14 protein-coding genes and 1 pseudogene are annotated in these 16,980 nt (G+C 68.8%); 3 read left to right on the top strand and 12 right to left on the bottom strand.

Features of this window, described 5'->3' with window-relative positions:
* Positions 1–26: 26 nt before the first annotated feature.
* Both OG344_RS15580 and OG344_RS15575 read left to right on the top strand, forming a co-directional pair.
* A complete protein-coding gene (locus OG344_RS15580; RefSeq protein WP_405088826.1) occupies positions 27–6,392 on the top strand; it encodes an RHS repeat-associated core domain-containing protein in 6,366 nt (2,121 codons plus the stop codon).
* Positions 6,385–6,834: a hypothetical protein gene (locus OG344_RS15575; protein ID WP_405088825.1), complete on the top strand. Its 450-nt coding sequence runs from the start codon at positions 6,385–6,387 to the stop codon at positions 6,832–6,834. The genes OG344_RS15580 and OG344_RS15575 overlap by 8 nt, the downstream gene beginning before the upstream one ends.
* A 63-nt stretch (positions 6,835–6,897) precedes the next feature.
* On the opposite strand, the gene OG344_RS15570 is transcribed toward OG344_RS15575, so the two are convergent.
* The 12 genes and pseudogenes from OG344_RS15570 to OG344_RS15515 all read right to left on the bottom strand — a co-directional run bounded on the left by OG344_RS15570 (position 6,898) and on the right by OG344_RS15515 (position 16,184).
* Positions 6,898–7,530, bottom strand: coding sequence for an HAD hydrolase-like protein (locus OG344_RS15570; protein ID WP_327043984.1), 633 nt, complete (start codon positions 7,528–7,530; stop codon positions 6,898–6,900).
* Between the two features lie 50 nt (positions 7,531–7,580).
* Entirely contained in the window at positions 7,581–8,090 is a 510-nt protein-coding gene (locus tag OG344_RS15565) for a DUF6912 family protein (RefSeq protein ID WP_405088824.1), read from the bottom strand.
* A 61-nt stretch (positions 8,091–8,151) separates the two neighbouring features.
* The gene (locus OG344_RS15560; protein WP_405088823.1) at positions 8,152–8,871 is read right to left on the bottom strand and encodes an HAD family hydrolase; all 720 of its coding nucleotides are present in this window, start codon (positions 8,869–8,871) and stop codon (positions 8,152–8,154) included.
* A 198-nt stretch (positions 8,872–9,069) separates the two neighbouring features.
* Positions 9,070–9,294 (bottom strand): annotated as a pseudogene (locus OG344_RS15555) (integrase core domain-containing protein); the annotation flags it as partial.
* A gap of 62 nt (positions 9,295–9,356) precedes the next feature.
* The gene (locus OG344_RS15550) at positions 9,357–9,656 is read right to left on the bottom strand and encodes a DUF6262 family protein (RefSeq protein ID WP_405088822.1); all 300 of its coding nucleotides are present in this window, start codon (positions 9,654–9,656) and stop codon (positions 9,357–9,359) included.
* Positions 9,653–11,557, bottom strand: coding sequence for a tyrosine-type recombinase/integrase (locus OG344_RS15545; protein WP_405088821.1), 1,905 nt, complete (start codon positions 11,555–11,557; stop codon positions 9,653–9,655). Before OG344_RS15545 ends, OG344_RS15550 begins: the two co-directional genes overlap by 4 nt.
* On the bottom strand, positions 11,523–12,524 hold the full coding sequence (locus tag OG344_RS15540; RefSeq protein ID WP_405088820.1) for a tyrosine-type recombinase/integrase: 1,002 nt from the start codon (positions 12,522–12,524) through the stop codon (positions 11,523–11,525). Before OG344_RS15540 ends, OG344_RS15545 begins: the two co-directional genes overlap by 35 nt.
* A gap of 168 nt (positions 12,525–12,692) precedes the next feature.
* Positions 12,693–13,235, bottom strand: a complete 543-nt coding sequence (locus OG344_RS15535; protein ID WP_405089099.1) for an IS3 family transposase — start codon at positions 13,233–13,235, stop codon at positions 12,693–12,695.
* Between the two features lie 16 nt (positions 13,236–13,251).
* Positions 13,252–13,392 carry a hypothetical protein gene (locus tag OG344_RS15530; RefSeq protein WP_405089234.1) on the bottom strand — a complete coding sequence of 47 codons (141 nt, stop codon included), beginning with the start codon at positions 13,390–13,392 and terminating at the stop codon, positions 13,252–13,254.
* Positions 13,389–13,757 (bottom strand): transposase, encoded by a 369-nt coding sequence (locus tag OG344_RS15525; RefSeq protein WP_405088819.1) that lies wholly within the window; start codon positions 13,755–13,757, stop codon positions 13,389–13,391. The genes OG344_RS15530 and OG344_RS15525 overlap by 4 nt, the downstream gene beginning before the upstream one ends.
* Before the next feature lie 117 nt (positions 13,758–13,874).
* Complete coding sequence (locus tag OG344_RS15520) at positions 13,875–15,164, bottom strand: IS110 family transposase (RefSeq protein ID WP_405088818.1); 1,290 nt, start codon at positions 15,162–15,164, stop codon at positions 13,875–13,877.
* 396 nt (positions 15,165–15,560) lie between these two features.
* Positions 15,561–16,184: a hypothetical protein gene (locus OG344_RS15515; protein WP_405088817.1), complete on the bottom strand. Its 624-nt coding sequence runs from the start codon at positions 16,182–16,184 to the stop codon at positions 15,561–15,563.
* 350 nt (positions 16,185–16,534) lie between these two features.
* Between OG344_RS15515 and OG344_RS15510 the strand changes: the two genes are divergently transcribed.
* A complete protein-coding gene (locus tag OG344_RS15510; RefSeq protein ID WP_405088816.1) occupies positions 16,535–16,978 on the top strand; it encodes a hypothetical protein in 444 nt (147 codons plus the stop codon).
* Positions 16,979–16,980: the final 2 nt, after the last annotated feature.

The raw sequence follows: 16,980 nt of genomic DNA, 5'->3' as shown, positions 1-16,980 counted from the left end.
TACGGCGGCCGGGCGGGAGGTCACGCATGAACGGGTTCCCCCACCCGAAGAGAGGTTCCGGCCGCCACCCCGTGAGCCGCCTGTTGGCCCGGCGGTCGAGGCAGCGGTTCAGACGCGGGGTCGCCGCGATCACGGCGCTGGCCACGGTCGCGGCGTCCCTGGTGGCCCAGCCCGCCCAGGCGGCGGCCCCGGACGCGGGACGGCCGGAGGTGAAGAGCGCCGAACGCGTGGTCCGCGGCGAGACGCTGGGCGTCAAGCCCCGCCGCCCCGACCCCGCGGGCACCCCCGCCAAACGGCGGCCGGCCTCCGGGGAGGTGAAGGTCACCTCCCCCGCCGCCGTACGGATGCTCGACCGCGGCGCCGCCGAGCGCGCGGGCGTCGACGGCGCCCTGTTCACCCTCGCTCCCGTCGCCAAGCCGACGAACAGCGCCGCCAAGGACAGTGCCGCCAAGGACGCGGCGGCCGGCGGCACGACGAGCGTCACGGTCGACTACTCGGCCCTCGCCGGCGACTTCGGCGGCTCGTACGGCAGCCGACTGCGGCTGGTCCGGCTGCCCGCGTGCGTGCTGACCACCCCCGACGATCCGGCCTGCCGTACGGAGACGCCGGTCCCGGCGCGCAACGACGCGGCGAACGGCACGCTCACCGCCACCGTCCCGGCAGCACCGGCGGAGGCACCGGCGGGGCTGGCGGAGGCACCGGCGGGGCTGGCGGCGGGGGCCGCGGCGCCGGCGGGAGAGCAGGCGACCGTGCTGGCCGCGGTCTCCGGCGACTCCGGCGACAAGGGCGACTACAAGGCCACCAAGCTGTCGCCGTCGGCCACCTGGACCGTGGCCGAGCAGTCGGGCGACTTCTCCTGGTCCTATCCCCTGCGGGTGCCGCCCGTCCCCGGTGAGCTGGCGCCCAAGGTGGAGATCGGCTACTCGTCCGGCGCGGTGGACGGCCGCACGTCCAACACCAACAACCAGCCGTCCTGGGTGGGCGAGGGCTTCGACTACTGGCCCGGCTACATCAAGCGCGCCTACAAGCCCTGCGCCGACGACGGCGCGCCCAAGGACCAGTGGGGCACCCCGCCCGGCGACCAGTGCTGGGCGTACGACAACGCCGTGATCAGCTGGAACGGGCGCGGCGGCGAGCTGATCCAGGCGTCCGACGGCACCTGGCGGATGAAGAACGACGACGGCACCCGGGTCGAGCGCCTGAAGGACACGGCGAAGGCCAACGGCGACGACGACGGGGAGTACTGGAAGCTCACCACCCCCGACGGCGTGCAGTTCTTCTTCGGGCTCAACCGGCTGCCCGGCTGGAGCAGCGGCAAGCCCGAGACGAAGTCGGCCTGGACGCACCCGGTGTTCGGCAACGACGCGAACGAGCCGTGCCACGCCTCCACCTTCGCCTCCTCGTGGTGCCAGCAGGCCTACCAGTGGAACCTCGACTACGTCGTGGACCCGCGCAGCAACGCGATCTCGTACTTCTACCAGCAGGAGGGCAACCACTACGGCCGCAACCTCAAGCCCGAGGACGAGACGCCGTACGTGCGCGGCGGCTGGCTCGACCGCATCGAGTACGGTCAGCGCTCCGACACCCTCTTCACCGCGAAGGCCCCGGCGCGGGTGGTGTTCGGCGTCTCCGAGCGGTGCCTGAAGACCGACGCCTTCGACTGCGACCCGAGCAAGATCGGCTCGAACCCCACCAAGTGGCCCGACGTGCCGTACGACCTGAACTGCGCCTCGGGCACCGAGTGCAAGGGGACGCACGGCACGCTCGCGCCCACGTTCTGGTCGCGCAAGCGGCTGACCGGCGTCACGACGCAGGTGATCAAGGCCGACGGCACCTACCGCGACGTGGACGACTGGGCGATCGACCACCTGTGGGGCGACGCGGACATCGACCAGGCCCTGCTGGTGAAGTCGATCACCCACAGCGGCCGCGCGACCGGCACCCCGGTGACGCTCCCCGCGGTGACCTTCAACCACGTGCAACTGCCCAACCGGGTGGACAAGCAGGGCGACGACATCCCGCCGTTCATCAAGTACCGGCTCGGGGCGATCTACGACGAGTCGGGCGGTCAGATCGACATCAACTACTCCGACGCCGACTGCGCGCTCGGCTCGCTGCCCACGCCGCAGACCAACACCCGGCGCTGTTTCCCCGTCAAGTGGTCGCCCGCCGGATACGCCGACCCGATCACCGACTGGTTCCACAAGTACGTCGTCACCCAGGTCGTGGAGACCGACCGCACCGGTGGGTCGCCGGACGCGCTGACGACGTACGAGTATCTCGACGGCGCCGCCTGGCACTACGACGACGACGGCATGACCAAGGAGAAGTACAAGACCTGGTCGCAGTGGCGCGGCTACGGCCGCGTACGGGTGCGGACCGGCGGCTGGAACGACCTGCGGTCCCTGGTCGAGACGCGCTATCTGCGCGGCATGGACGGCGACCGGGCCGGGCCGGGCGGCGGCACGAAGAAGGTCACCGTCTCCGACGACGAGGGCGGCAGCGTCGTCGACGAGGACCCGCTCCAGGGCTTCGAGCTCAAGCGGACCGAATACGAGGGCGTGAACGGCGCGGTCGCGGTCAAGACCGTCAACACGCCGTGGCACCAGGAGACGGCCAAGCGCACCCGCAGCTGGGGCACGGTCACCGCGAACATCGTCAACGTCGCCGCGGCGCACACGTGGACCGCGATGGACGGCGGCGGCTGGCGGGAGACCGAGACCGCGACGAAGTACGAGCCCGTCGCCGGCCTCGCCACCCAGATGGAGGACAAGGGCGACCTGTCCACCTCCGCCGACGACCGCTGCACCCGCACCACCTACGCCCAGAACACCAAGGCGTGGATGCTGAAATATCCGTCCAGGGTGGAGACCGTCGCCGTGCTGTGCGCGGCCACCCCCGACCGGTCCAAGCAGGTCGTCGAGGACGACCGCACCTTCTACGACAACGGCGCCTTCGGGGCCACGCCGGCCAAGGGCGACATCACCCGGGTCGAGACGATCGCCGCGCACGACGGCACGACGGCGACGTACGTCGCCAAGGAGGTCTCGACGTACGACTCCTACGGCCGCGAGCTGACCACGAAGAACGCGGGCGGCCACGTCACGACCACGGCCTACACCGACACCCTCGGACTGAACACGGGCGTGCAGGTGACCGGCCCGCCGGTGGTCCCCGGCGACACCGCCACCGCCCACGTCACCAGCCAGCAGAAGGACCCGGCGTACGGGTTCGAGACCGTGAAGCTCGACGCCAACGGCAAGCGCACCGACCTGGACTACGACGCGCTCGGCCGGCTGCTCAAGGTGTGGATGCCCGACCGGTCGAAGGCGGCGGGCCAGACGCCGAACCTGGAGTTCGGTTACCGCATCGTGGACGGACAGATCGTCGCGATCGGCACGAAGAGGCTCGACGCCGAGGGCGGCCAGACCCCGCCGACGTACGAGCTGTACGACGGGCGGCTGCGGCTGCGCCAGACGCAGGAGCCGGGGCCGGACGGCGGGCGGCTGGTCACCGACAAGTTCTACGACTCGCGCGGCAACGTGGCCCGGGAGTACGGCCAGTACTACTCGACCACGGCCCCCGCGACGAAGCTGTTCGGCGCGTACGACGGCGACGTCGAGTCGCAGAAGGTGTTCGACTACGACGGCCGCAACCGGGTGACCCTCGAACGGTTCCTCGTCGGCAACGGCGAGACCAAGGAGAAGTGGCGCACGGTCACGAGCTACGGCGGCGGCCGGGTCACCGTCGACCCGCCGACGGGCGACACGCCGGTGACGACGCTGACCGACGCCCGCAACCAGGTCGTGGAGCTGCGCCAGTACAAGGGCGACTCCCCGACCGGCGACTACGACAGGACGACGTACACCTACACGCCGGCGGGCAAACTGTCGACGGTCAGAGACCCGGCGGGCAACGTCTGGACGCACTTCTACGACCTGCGCGGCCGGGAGACCGAGGTGCGCGACCCCGACAAGGGGACGACGAAGACGACGTACGACGACCTCGACCACGTGCTGACCACCACCGACGCGCGCGACAAGGTGATCTTCAACGTGTGGGACTCCATGGGCCGCAAGACGGAGAGCCGCGAGGGCTCGGCGACCGGCCCGCTGCTCGCGGCGTGGACCTACGACACCGTGCGCAAGGGACAGGCGTCCAGCGCCACGCGGTACTCGGGCGGCCAGGCGTACACGACCACATTCAACGCCTACGACAACCTCTACCGGGCGATCCGCACAACCGTCACGGTCCCGTCCACCGAGGGCGCGCTCGGCGGCAGCTACGTCTTCGACACGCGGTACAAGCTGGACGGCACCGTCCAGTCGGCCACCTATCCCGACGCGGGCGGCCTGCCGGCCGAGACGGTCGTCTACTCCTACGACGACCTGCGCCGGCCCACCACCATGTCGGGCCTGTCGCCGTACGTCACCGGCTCGATCCACAGCCTCACCGGCAAGCCGGAGCAGTACGAACTGTCGACCGGCGGCAAGAAGACCTGGTTCACCTACTCCTACGAGTACGGCACGCAGCGCCTCCACTCGTCGCGGGTGGACCGCGAGAACGTGCCGGGCGTGGACCGCGACGCCACCTACACCTACGACGACGTGGGCAACGTCGTCTCGATCTCCGACGTGTCCCGCACCGGCACCGACACCCAGTGCTTCGGCTACGACTACCTGCGCCGGCTCGCCGAGGCCTGGACGCAGGGCACCCGGACGTGCGCGGGCACGCCGAGCGCGAGCCTCGTCGGCGGCGTCGCGCCGTACTGGCAGTCGTTCGGGTACGACGTGACCGGCAACCGCACCAAGGAGGTCGAGCACGGCGCCGGCGGCGTGGCCGACACGACGCGGACCTACGGCTACCCCACTCCGGGCTCGCCGCATCCGCACGCCCTGTCGGGGGTGACCCAGACCGGCGGCGCGGGCGCCCGCACCGAGTCCTACGCCTACGACGAGACCGGCAACACCACCGGGCGCACGATCGGCGGCACGGCCCAGACCCTGGAATGGGACGTCGAGGGTCACCTGGCCAAGGTGACCGAGGGCACGAAGGTCACCTCCTTCGTGTACGACGCCGACGGCAACCGGCTCATCCGGCGCGATCCCGGCGGCACCACGCTGTATCTCCCGGGAATGGAGCTTCGCCTGGACAAGGCCACCGGGAAGACCCAGGCGACGCGGTACTACACCCACGACACCGCGACGGTCGCCGTGCGCACCACCTCGGGCGTGAAGTTCCTGGCCGCCGACCAGAACGGCACGTCGGAGCTGGCGATCGACGCGGCGAACCAGTCGCTGACGCAGCGCCGGTTCAAGCCCTTCGGCCAGTTGCGGGGCTCGCCCCCGGGCTCCTGGCCGGGTGAGAAGGGCTTCGTCGGCGGCACCGTCGACGAGTCGACCGGCCTCACCCATCTCGGGGCGCGCGAGTACGACCCCGCCACCGGCCGGTTCATCAGCGTCGACCCGATCATCGACCCGCACGACCCGCAGCAGATGAACGGCTACGCCTACGCCGGCAACAACCCCGTCACCTTCACCGACCCCGACGGCAAGTTCTGGGGAAGCTGGCTGGCGATCCTGCTGGCGCTGATGCGGGCCCTGCTGGCCCTCCTCAACCACGGCGGTGGCGGCGGGAACCACGGCGGTGGCGGCGGCGGTGGCGGAAAGCACGGCGGTGGCGGCTACACCGGCGGGGGTGGCGGCGGCGCGCCGCACCGCTCCGGCCCGGGCTTCGGCTCGACGGTCAAGAGCAACACCCTGTCGAGCGTCGATCCACGAAAATTCACCGCCCTGGGCTGGCTGGCGTACGGGCTGGGCGGCCCCGCCGACATGCTCAACACCTGGGGGGAGAACTTCAAGGAGAGCCGCCGCGTCATGGCCGGCGTCTACAAACTCAAGTCGGTCAGCTATCCGGAGGGCAACTGGCTGACGAAGTGGCTGTGGCAGGGGCTCAGCAAGTGGTACGACGCCAAGTCCCTCCGGGTCGAGGCGCGCGGCATCAAGTGGGGCGCCCGGCTCGGCAAGGCGGGCAAGTTCGTCGGCAGGTTCGGAGTCGTCGCCACCTTCGCCGACGGCGCGCTCACCCAGTGGAACAGCGACTCGGGCAAGGACGTCAACACCGGGGAGAAGATCGCGCGGGCGACCATCCGCGGGGCGGCGGTCGCGGGCGGCTCCTACGCGGGCGCCGCGATCGGCGCGGCGGCGTGCAGCCCCGGCGTCGTGCTCGCCGCGGTCTGCGGCGCCGCGGGCGCGTACGTCGGCGGTATGGTCGGCGGCGTGGTCGGCGACACCGCGATAGCGGCCTACGACCACCTCCGTCAGCCGGTGATCAACTCCGTCAAGTCGATGGGGTCGGGTATCAAGAAGGGGTGGAAGAGTGTCTTTGGCTAGTGTGACGGGCGCTCTGTCCGGACCGGCCGGTCTCGCGGCCGCCCCGGCCGAGGTCGCGGGCTACCCGCACGCGCCGGTGTGGGCGGTGCTCGCCGCCGCCGTGCTCGCGATCCTCGGCGTCGTCAACCACGTGAGGTTCGTCCGGAGCGGGCCGGACAGCACCTGGGCGGCCCGCTACTTCGACACCGACAACCCCAAGGAGCTGCGCAACCTGCCGTTCGCGCAGCTCCCGGGGGCAGTCATGCTCGCGATGTGGGCCGTGATGCTCGCCTACACCCGGGTCTCCGGCCAGGAGACCTGGGACGCGGTCATGGGCCTGTTCCTGTTCGCGTCGTTCGTCTTCGGCGGTGTCGCGATCAAGCGGCTCTACCGGCCGCCGCGCAGGGTCAAGCCCCGGTGGCTCCTCGACGAGGAGGAACGCCAGGCCCGCCGGGGCGCGTGAGCCCGGGCGCCTGTCCGGCGGCCCGCCCTCGGGCGGCCGCCGGGTGGCGGCCAGGGGGGACCGTCAGACGAAGTCGAGGGCGTCGGCCAGCGAGTCCACCACGGGGACGCCGACGCCCTCCAGGTCGGACCGCCGCGTCATGCCACCCGTGTAGAGGATCGCGCGGGCCCCGACGTGCAGGGCGGCGTGGGCGTCGTCGACGCTGTCGCCGATGACGACGACCTTGGCCGAGTCGATGCCCAGCGCACTCAGGTGCTCGACCATGTGCTCGGCCTTGTGGCCCCCGGCGGCGGAGCGCAGCCCGTCGACCCGGCGGAAGTGACCGTCGATGCCGAACTCGCCGACCTTGCGGACCAGCCGCTCGTGGCCCCACATGGACAGCAGCGACTGCGTGCGGCCCGACTCGTCCCAGGCGCGCAGGCTCGACTGCGCCCCCTCGGCGAGATTGCAGACCTCCATCAGCCGGTGATAGTGCTCGTGGAAACCCGTGTCGAGCTGTTCCCACTCACCCTCGCGCAGCGGCCGGCCGAGCATGCGCTCGTACGCCACCCAGATCGGCCGAGTGTAGACCTCGCGGAAGCCCTCCACGTCGTACGGCCCGAGGCCGTACGACTGGAAGAGCTCGTTGGTCGCGCCGATGACGGCGTCGACGTCGTGGAAGAGCGTCCCGTTCCAGTCCCAAACTATGTGTGTCATCTCGTCCCAAGCTTAGACGGGGCCTGTGACGAAATCGTGAACGGCGCCGGTCAGCTCAGCAGATCGGGGACCTCCTGCGTGGCGTACCAGAGCAGTTCGTGGTCTTCCACGCCGTCCACGACGAACCGGGCGTCGTCGTCCCCGCCGTCGGCCGCGGACAGCACCGCGATCGCCGCCTCGACGTCCCGTACGGCGGCCGTGTCGTCCACGTGCACCGCGGCGAGCAGCTTCAGCGGGACCGGCTCGACCACCCGGACACGGGCGCGCTCCTCCAGGCCGGCACCGGCCTTCACGGTCTCGTCCGGTACCTCGGCCGCGAGGACCACCCGCCGGGCGGCCCCTTCTTCGTGGCCGGCGGCCGATCCGGCGGCCAGTAGGCGCAGCGAGGCGCGGGCGGCCTCGGTGAGCGCGACGTACTCCAGTTCCTCGGTGTCCCCCGAGGCGTACCACTCGATCAACGAGGGGGTGACCGCGAAACCGTCCAGCGGAGCCGGGCCCAGCTCACCGGCGGCGACGACGCGCGCCAGCGCGGGCAGCGTCGACGGCAGATACACGCGCATGCGTTCCTCGACTCGATATCGGTGCGGCCGGGACACCCCCGGCCCGTCCCTGCGGCTGAATTTACCGGCCGGGCGGCTGCTGCGTGGACCGTGCCGCGCGCAGCGGCAGGCCGAACAGGCGCTCCATCTCGGCGATGGTCGCCACGGGATCGGTGTGGTGGACGCCGACCAACCCGACGGCCCGCGCCGCCGTGATGTTCTCCTCGATGTCGTCGACGAACACGCACTGCCCCGGCTCCAGCGCGAGCAGGCCGAGCGCGTGGTGGAAGATGCGCTCCTCCGGCTTGCGCATGCCGACCTCGCCGGAGATGACGACGGCGTCGAAGATGGCCTCCCAGCCCTCGCGCGTGTAGTGGTCGCCCCACGAGTTCGACACCAGGCAGGTGCTCAGCCCCGCGACGCGGGCGAGGCGCAGCATCTCGTTCATCTCCTCGACCGGCCGGAACCCGGCGAACATCCGGGTCAGCAGGCCGTCGGCCTCGGGCGGGCCGCCGTCGAGGGTCAGCAGGCGGGCGGCCAGGTCGCGCTCGAACTCCAGGATGGGGATCTCGCCGCGCTCCAGCGCGTGGATCGGGTTGCCGCCGCCTGCCTCGACGCCGATCTCGGCTCCGGGCTCGGCTCCGGGCTCGGCACCGGCCCGGTACGCCTGGGCGACCAGCGCGCGCATGACCTCCCGGTAGTGCCGGGGGTCGATCCGGTCGGCCTCGATCCACTCCACGATGGACTCGGTGAGGCTCGTCGTCAGAACCCCGCCCCAATCGATCAGCACACCCTTGAGCACCGCGCCTCCCAGCCGACGTGTCTCAAATATAGGCGTCTGCTGCGGTGTCGGTATCTCCGCACATCCGAGTTGACCAGCAGGGTCAAGCAGGACCCGAGGCCGTTGTGGACGGATAAGGCATCGCCTCACGCGGCTAGGAAAGGATGGTCTGCGGGGGGAGCGTCGGGGTGTCAATCCCCTGAAATCGTGGAGACGGTCCTACGCCACAGCGGCCCTCAGCAGGGCCGTTGAGGTTTGCCTCTTCTCGATCATCTGACGTTCGAATGTGACAGGCGGCAGCCCGTCGTTGGCGGTGTGCCTCCTGCTGACGTTGTAGAAGTCCGCGATCCAAGTCGCGATCTTCAGGCGGGCCTCGGCCCGTGTGCGGAAGCGGTGCCGGTGCACGAACTCCACCTTGAGCGTGCTGTTGAAGGACTCGGCGGCGGCGTTATCGAGCGCTTAACCGGCTAATGATCGTGGTCCTCGGGGTTGGCCGGTTAACGCTTTCAGTTCGTGCGGGTGGTGAGCCGGCGGAGTTGCTCTTCGTGTCGGCGGACGCGGTCGGCGATGGCATCGACAGCGGTGCGGAGAGTGGCGATCTCGTCGGTGATGCCGGTGAGGGTTCCGCTGGCGGTGGTGCGGTGCCGGTGCTCGTCGATGACGGCGCGGAGCGTGGGGTTGCGGTAGAGGGTGGTGCGGCCGAGTCCGGTGATGGCGGCGACGGCGGTGAAGGTGACGGGCTGGCCGTCGTGGTGGAGTCGGGTGCAGGCCCGCTCGACCCGGTTGAGGGTTTCGTTGCTGGTCATCCGGCTTGGGCCTCGCTGATCAGGTTGTCGAGTCGGGCGATGAGCTTGCGGTGCCGTTCGGCTTCGGCGATCCAACCTCGATTTTCGGCGTCCTTGGCGAGGGCTTCGGCGTCGACGCGCTGGGCGGCGAGGATGGGTAGCGAACTGGGTTCGGCGTGGAAACTCGGGCAGTGCTCGCAGATGTTGGCGTAGGTGCACGCGCCCTGGGCGGGCGCGCGCAGGCAGAACCCGCCGGACATCCTGGACTTGATCAGCGGGGTGTCTTTCCAGTCCGCGCCACCGGTGATGCTGGCCAGGGGCAGGCTGACGCGGCCGGGGGCTGGGGTTGGGACTTGTTGTTTGGCCAGGTCGAGGGCGCGCTCGTATTCAGCGCGGACGGTAGTGTCGAACAGCCGTCCGTAGCGCAGGCTCATCTCGGCGGAGGCATGCCCGAGCAGCGCCATCAGTGCCTGCAGCGAGACGCCGGCGTTGACCAGGGCGGTGGCGTAGGTGTGCCGGAGTTGGTGGGAGGTGATGTGGCCGAGACCGGCCTGCTGGGCGGCGCGGTCGAGTTCGGCCCGGACCGCTTGTTGCCCCAGACGCCGTCCATGGTGGGTGAACAGGAACTGGGCCGGGCGCCGATAGCGGGGGTGCGGCATCGGCCTGCCGTGTGAGCGGCGGTCGATGATGTGGTCGATCAACTCCAGGACGTCGTCATCAAGGGGGACCATGCGCTCGGTTTCCAGCTTCCCGAGTGGGATCTTCAGCCAGCTGCCGTGGCCGGGAACCTCGTGGACGCAGTCCAGTTCAAGGTCGAGCAGTTCCCCGATCCGAAGCCCGCAGGCGCGTTGCAGCCGCAGGGCGCAGGCGGCCAGTTCGTTGCCAGGGCGGTCCCGCAACACTTCGGCCAGGCGACGGTCGGCATCGACGGGCAGGTAGCGGGGCAGAACCTGCGGGAGCTTGGGGTTGTCGTCGCGGAAGACGAGCTTGCGGGCGGGCGCCTCGGCCCAGCCCCACTCGGTGATGTCGGTCAAGAAGGCGATCAATGCGATGACCCGCCGGGATCGGTCCGCGACCGTGATGGCCTGGCCGGTCTTGGAGTTGACGGCGTCGACCAGAAAGGTGAGGTAAGGCTCGATGTGGCGTTGCCGGTCCAACGCTGAGATCGACGCCAGCCCAGGATCGACGCGGGCCAGGAACAGGCCGAAGTGGTTGAGGCGGGTCGCGATCCCCGAGACGGTCTTGGGCTGGCAGGTCGCGCGTTTGCGCTCCAGATAGGCGATCATCGTCGTGCGGATCGGTTCTGCCACCCCGGCCAGCCGCTCGGCGAAGGGGACCGGCCTGCCGGTCCGAGGCAGCGTGTCGATGATCCCGAGGTGGAACAGGACCCGCTGGGCGTTGCTGATCGCCGACAGGTAGTGGCGGTGTCCCTTACCGGTGCGCTGGTGCCGTTCGGCGCAGGCCGCGGTGAACTCCTCCAGGTCGGCCAGGGTGAGCTGCTCCAGGGGGCGTCCGGCCTGGATGAGCAGCCGGGCCGGCACCTGAGAGCCGGTGGCGAACCGGACCCGCTGGGTGAAGCCGAGCTCGGCTGCCGCAGCCATGAACCGATCCAGATCACCGGCGATGGGCGAGTCGGTGATCTCCCGCCAGAAGGTGGACAGCTTGCGTTCCAGCAGGTAGTCATAGCCGGGCCGAAGTCCGTGGTGCAGCATGAGGAACGTGATGATCGGCCGGGTCGAACTCCCGGCCGACAAGCGGACCTCCAACGGCTCGGCCGCCCATCGCCGCGGGTCGGGCCAGCACGCGAAGAACACTCGGGCGGCCCACCAGTAGGCATGGTTGCCCCGTCCGGTCCGCTCCAGGTAGTCCAGGTAGGCGGCGTGCAGGTCATTGCTGGGCGCGGATGCGAGTGCGGGCGGCATCGAACTCGGCTTTCACGTGGGCGGGAGCCAGATGGATATAACGGGCGGTGGTGTCGACATGCGCGTGACCGAGCAGAGCCTGCATCACCGCAAGATCAACCCCGGCCTCGGCCAGAGCGGTGCCGAACGTGTGCCGCAACGCGTGCGGATGCCCGCCGGCGATCCCGGTGATCGCGCGGTGATAGCGGAAGATCGTGCGTAGCCCGGCCGCGGTCAGCGGCCGGCCCCGGTTCGGGCCCTTGGCCACCACAAACAGGCGGCTGCTGCCGGAGGCCGGGCGTTCGGCCAGCAGATAGACCTGGATCACCGAGGCGACATCCGCATCCAGCGGGACACGTCGTTCGCGGTCGCCTTTGCCGACCACCTTCAGCCACCGGCCGCCGATGTCGGCGTCAGCGACGTCCAGGCCGAGGACCTCAGCCGAGCGCAGCCCGCAATACAACATCAATCCCGCGATCGCCCGGTCCCGCCAGGTGCGGAAACTCGCCAGCAGCTCGGCCGCCTCCGTCTGGGACAGCGCCTTGGGCAGGCGGCGCGGTTCACGAAGCCGCAGCGCCGAGCGGTTCTTCGGCCGACGCACCGTGTGCGCCAGCATTCCCGACCGCTCGCCGGGCACCCGCCAGCGGGCCTCCCGGCCTTTCGGGACGGGGTTTTTCGCCTGCGGGTCGCGCATCGAGACGAACGTGAACAGCCCTGAAATGGCCGCGAGCCTCCGGTTGATCGTCGTGGCGGCGTACTGATCCATCCGGCGTCCGGACAAGGTGACCACGTTCGGGCCTGGACGGCCGGGAATCCTCGCCTCCCGGCAGGCCCGCAGGAACCGCAGCAGCACCTCCGTCGACACCTCGGCCAGCGGCAGATCCTCGGCGGCCAGCCACCGGCAGAACGCCAGCAGGTCATACCCGTAGGCGCGGACGGTCTTGAGCGAGTAGTTCCGGTCGGCCAGGTGCGCCAGATACTCATCCACCAGCACGAACCGTGCGGCACTCGGGCCGGCCAGCCCCCAGCCGCCGTCCCGTTCCTCAAGCCGAAGCCCCGACTCTGCAATCACAAGAGACAGATGTACCGGCGATGACCACATCCAGCCAGCAAGAAACACGCCACGGCGTGTCGCTGACCTGGGGAAACGCAAACGTTAGCCGGTTAAGAGGGAGCACTCGACCCGGCCCATCGACTGTACGGCGCCGTGCTTGCGGCATTCGGCCTGGTAAGCGGCGGCGGTGTACTCGCTGCCCCGGTCGGAATGAAAGATCACCCCGTCCACATTCCCACCTCGGGTAACGACGGCCATCCGCAGCGAGGCGACCGTCAGCGCGGCGTCGTGATGCTCAGACATGGCGTAGCCGAGCAGCCGCCGGGAGAACAGGTCTTCGACCGTGGCCAAGTAGAGCGGACCCTCGTCGGTGTCGATCTGTGTGCCGTCGCCGACCCACAGCACGTCCGGCGCCACCGCGGTGAACTTCCTCCCGACCAGGTCCGGCGCAGCCTTGCGCTTACCCTGCCGGGTCAGCGACCTGCGCTTCTTCGGCGCGCGTCCGGCCAGGCCCAGCTCGGCCATCCGCGCGGCGACCGTGTTCTCCGACACGCGCCAGCCCAACTCGTGCAGGTCACGGGTGACGCGGGGCGAGCCGTAGGTGCTGCCCGACGCAGCGAACAGCCGCTTGATCTCCGTGTCCAGCCGGGCTCGTCGCTGCTCACGACCGGTCGGCGCCTCGACGCCGATACGGCTTCCACTTGTAGAACCACGCCTGCGACACCCCCAGCGCCCGGCAGGAGGTGGCGTGGTCGACACCGAACTCGGTCTTCTGGGAACAGATGAAGGCCGCCACGCTCACCGGCCCATCGCCTCCTTCACCCACAAGACCACCGAGCGCTTGAGGACATCACGCTCGTCCTCCAGCTCAGCGCGGTCCTTCTCCCAGGCCGCCTTCTCGCGCGCGTGCTGCTTGACCAGCTCGGCCTTCTCCCGCCGTAGCCGTGCCAGCTCCTCTTCGGCCGACTCCTTCAGCGTCCCGCCTCCGCCGTTCCCGCCGGCCTGCCCACCGGCGAGCCGGTCCATCTGCACCCAGTTGTGCAGCGTGTACTCGTTGATACCAAGGTCTCGCGCCACGTGCGAGACGGGCTTACCGGTCTCCTTAACGATCCTTACCGCTCCGGCCCGGAACTCCGGATCAAAGCGACGCCTCGTGGTTCCTGCCACGACCAAACCTCTTCCGGTTCGGTCTCCACGCTGACTCGAGAATCGGACCGTCACCAGGCGCGCGGGAGCGAACCCCAACCAGTGAACCTGAGGTTGGGGCGTGAGGACGGTGATGGGTCAGGCGGATGCACCACCGTGGGCAAGGTCGGTGAGGGTGACTTTGCGTCCGGTAAGCCGTTCCAGCTGGCGGATGAGGGTCCGTTCCTGGCGGTTGTGGTTGATGCGGGACTGATAGAAACCTGAGCCGAGATCGTGGAAGCGGGCCTGCGGATCAGATAGCAGGTGCCAGATGATGGTGAGCACCGAATTGCCGACCGCGACGATGGCGCGACTCTTGCCTCGACGCTTGGACAGCCGCCGATAGCGTTCACCCAGAAAGCTGTCGGTGTGGGAAACCGCAGCCACTACCTCTCCGAGCGTGGCGGCCAGCCAGGGGTTGCCCTTGCCGGTGGATCCACCCCGCTTCTTACCACCGGAGTTCTTGTCGATGGGCGCGAACTTCGCCCACGACACCAGGTGAGCCGCGGTAGGAAAGGCTGCCATGTTCACACCGATCTCCGCGATCAGCTCCCGGGCCGAGATGACCCCGACGCCAGTGATCTCGTCCAGCTGCTCAGCCTGTGAGGCGAAGGGCATGATGAGCTCTTCGATGCGAGCGGCGACCTGGGTGATCTTGGTGTCGATTTCGTCGATGCGATCCAGCATCATGCGGGTGAGAAAGGCGTGGTGCTCTTGAAAATGCCCACGGAGTGCTTCTTCCAGCACTGGGATCTTCGACCGCATCCGCCCGCGTGCCATCTGCGCCAGTACAGAGGGATTGCGTTCTCCGTTAATCAGTGCCTCCAGCATTTGCCGGCCAGAGACACCGCACAGATCCTCGATCACGCTGGACAGCTTGATCTGCGCGTCTTCCAGGAGCTTCTCCAGGCGTTGCTTCTCACGGCTGCGGTCACGCACGAGTGTGCGCCGGTAGCGAGTGAGATCACGCAGCTGCCGGATCGGAGCGGGTTGAACCAGGCTGGGGCGGCACATCCCGCGTTCGACGACCTTGGCCAGCCAGACCGCATCCAGTCGGTCAGTCTTCGGCCGGCCGGGCACGTTCTTGACGTGCTTGGCGTTCAGCAGCCAGCAGGTGAAGCCTTCGGCCTCCAGTAGATAGAACACCGGCTTCCAGTAGCTGGACGTGGCCTCCATCGCCACCAGTTCGACCTGCTGGGAGCGCAGCCAGTCGGCCAGTCTCAGCAGTGACGCGGTGAGCGTGGTGAACTCGCGGATCTCCTGCACGCGTTTGCCCTGGTCGGTGTCATGGGGGACCCGAACGCATGCCACCAAGTCCGCCTTGGCGATGTCGATCGCGCAAACACGCTGCACGATCTCGAGCGGCCCTTCGGCGTCGTCTGTGTTCATCCGCGCTCCTGCCGTTGTCGTGAATCAACGGCTGCCCACAGGAGCTGCGGAAGAAGGAGATGCGGACTCGCGTGCTCATGGCAACAGTGCAGGGCTCCTGACCAGCTCCCGACATCAGGCTAAGAGACGGCCTCGTACGGGGACCAAAGCGTGGACGACGTCGGCGGGCAACCATCCCCGATTCTCACGCCCGGCACGGGCGTTACGGAAGGGACATCGGTGGCTAGGAGGGGAAGCCCAACACCTTCTTCATTTCAACGATCTTGCTCCGCCTTCAGTGCTGAATAGCGGAGGCTAAGGCGGCGCTTCACCCCCCAGAAGCAGCGGCGCCCTGACGCTAAGTGGCTGACGTGTGAGCTCATCGAGGCCGGTCTCCATACTGTGCACCAAACGTGATCATTCGTCCGTTGACCCGATAGATGGCAGCTGCCACGCACTGAGCACATCCCGAGCCGTCCTCGTGAAGTGCCCCTGGACTTTTTCCAGATCACGAAGGGTTTGACGGACCCGCTTCTGATCCTCCTCACCTGGAGTGGCCCTGTCGTCACGAGTTCGTCGCTCGTGGCAGTCCACCATGAGCAGGTGGGCTTTCCAGAGCTGCGTCCAGTAGGCATCCGTGATGTCAGCGACGTTTGCTGGACCGTCTAGTTGGACTGCTCGGCTGAGGGCCTGGATCTCGCTCAACTGTTTAGACGCGGCGATTTGGCAAGTCATTGCATGTTGGGCATCGAAGTCAGCGCCGGCGACGCTGGCCCAATGTTCGTTGAGAGCGCGCCTTGTGTCGTACATCGAATCGATCAAAGCACGATACGCCTCATGTCTTCGGTCTCGTAGCCATCGCTGATGATCAGCTTGGAGATCACGGAGTTGGTGATTCAGCCGAACACGTTCCTCGTGTAACTGCTGTCGTTCCAAAGCTTGTTCGCGTCGTCGCTCGGAGCGAGCGTTGATTACCGCTGTGATCGTGGCACCCGCCAGCGCTGAAGCGGCCGCGATGACCGGAGTAACGTAGTCGTTCATGATACGGGCAAGTTTGCCGTTCGGCTCGGATGCGGCGCTAGTGGAGAGTCGGCTTAAGGCTGATCAGGAACGCTACTGAGCCATTTTCATCCTGATCATGCTGGTCAGAATGAGCGCGGGCAGCTCGCCGAGTGGTCAGTCTGATCGAGACCCACATCGCTGGCACTCCCCTCGGTAGTCGCCGCCTCGCTGCCGTGGTGCCCTCCGAGGTCGGCCTGATCAGGCCTTTGCTTGCCAGGCCAGCGCACACCGGCGCACTGTCCATCCCGTCTGCCGTCGACCCCACCGCGGAGCGGCAGCGGGCCGGCGACGGAGGTGCAAGCCCGGCTTGACGTGTCGCTGTCGCAGACATGCACCTGCGGGTGGAGCTGACGTCGAGCATCACCAGCCCTACTGTCGTGCTCGGCAGTACCCCGCGTCCGGGGCTGGGCCGGCCGGGCCTGTGGCAGCGCGGCCTACGCCCCGCCGACGACCGTCACCGGCACATCACCGTGCACGCCGGGCGGACGCAGTTCACCGCCCACCTGGACCCGGTGACGGCCACCGGCGGTTGGCAGTTGGAGCGTAACCACCATCGCGTGACGGTGGAGCGGGCCGGGGAACTCCTTCACGATGAGGTGGTTCAAGATTCGCCCCTGCACACCTCCATTCGCGACGCCGTCGCCACCCTGATGGGCCCCGGTTTGGTCCCGCCCCCGGACCTGAACCCGCTCCGGCGCATTGCGATGCTCGCCGAGTTCCTCCGCGCCCAGCAGAGGTCACCGGAGGGGCAAATCAGGATGCAGCCCGCTTGATC

The sequence above is a fragment of the Microbispora sp. NBC_01389 genome (assembly GCF_045040095.1).
Taxonomy (GTDB): domain Bacteria; phylum Actinomycetota; class Actinomycetes; order Streptosporangiales; family Streptosporangiaceae; genus Microbispora.
This window is presented reverse-complemented; position numbering and strand designations above follow the sequence as displayed.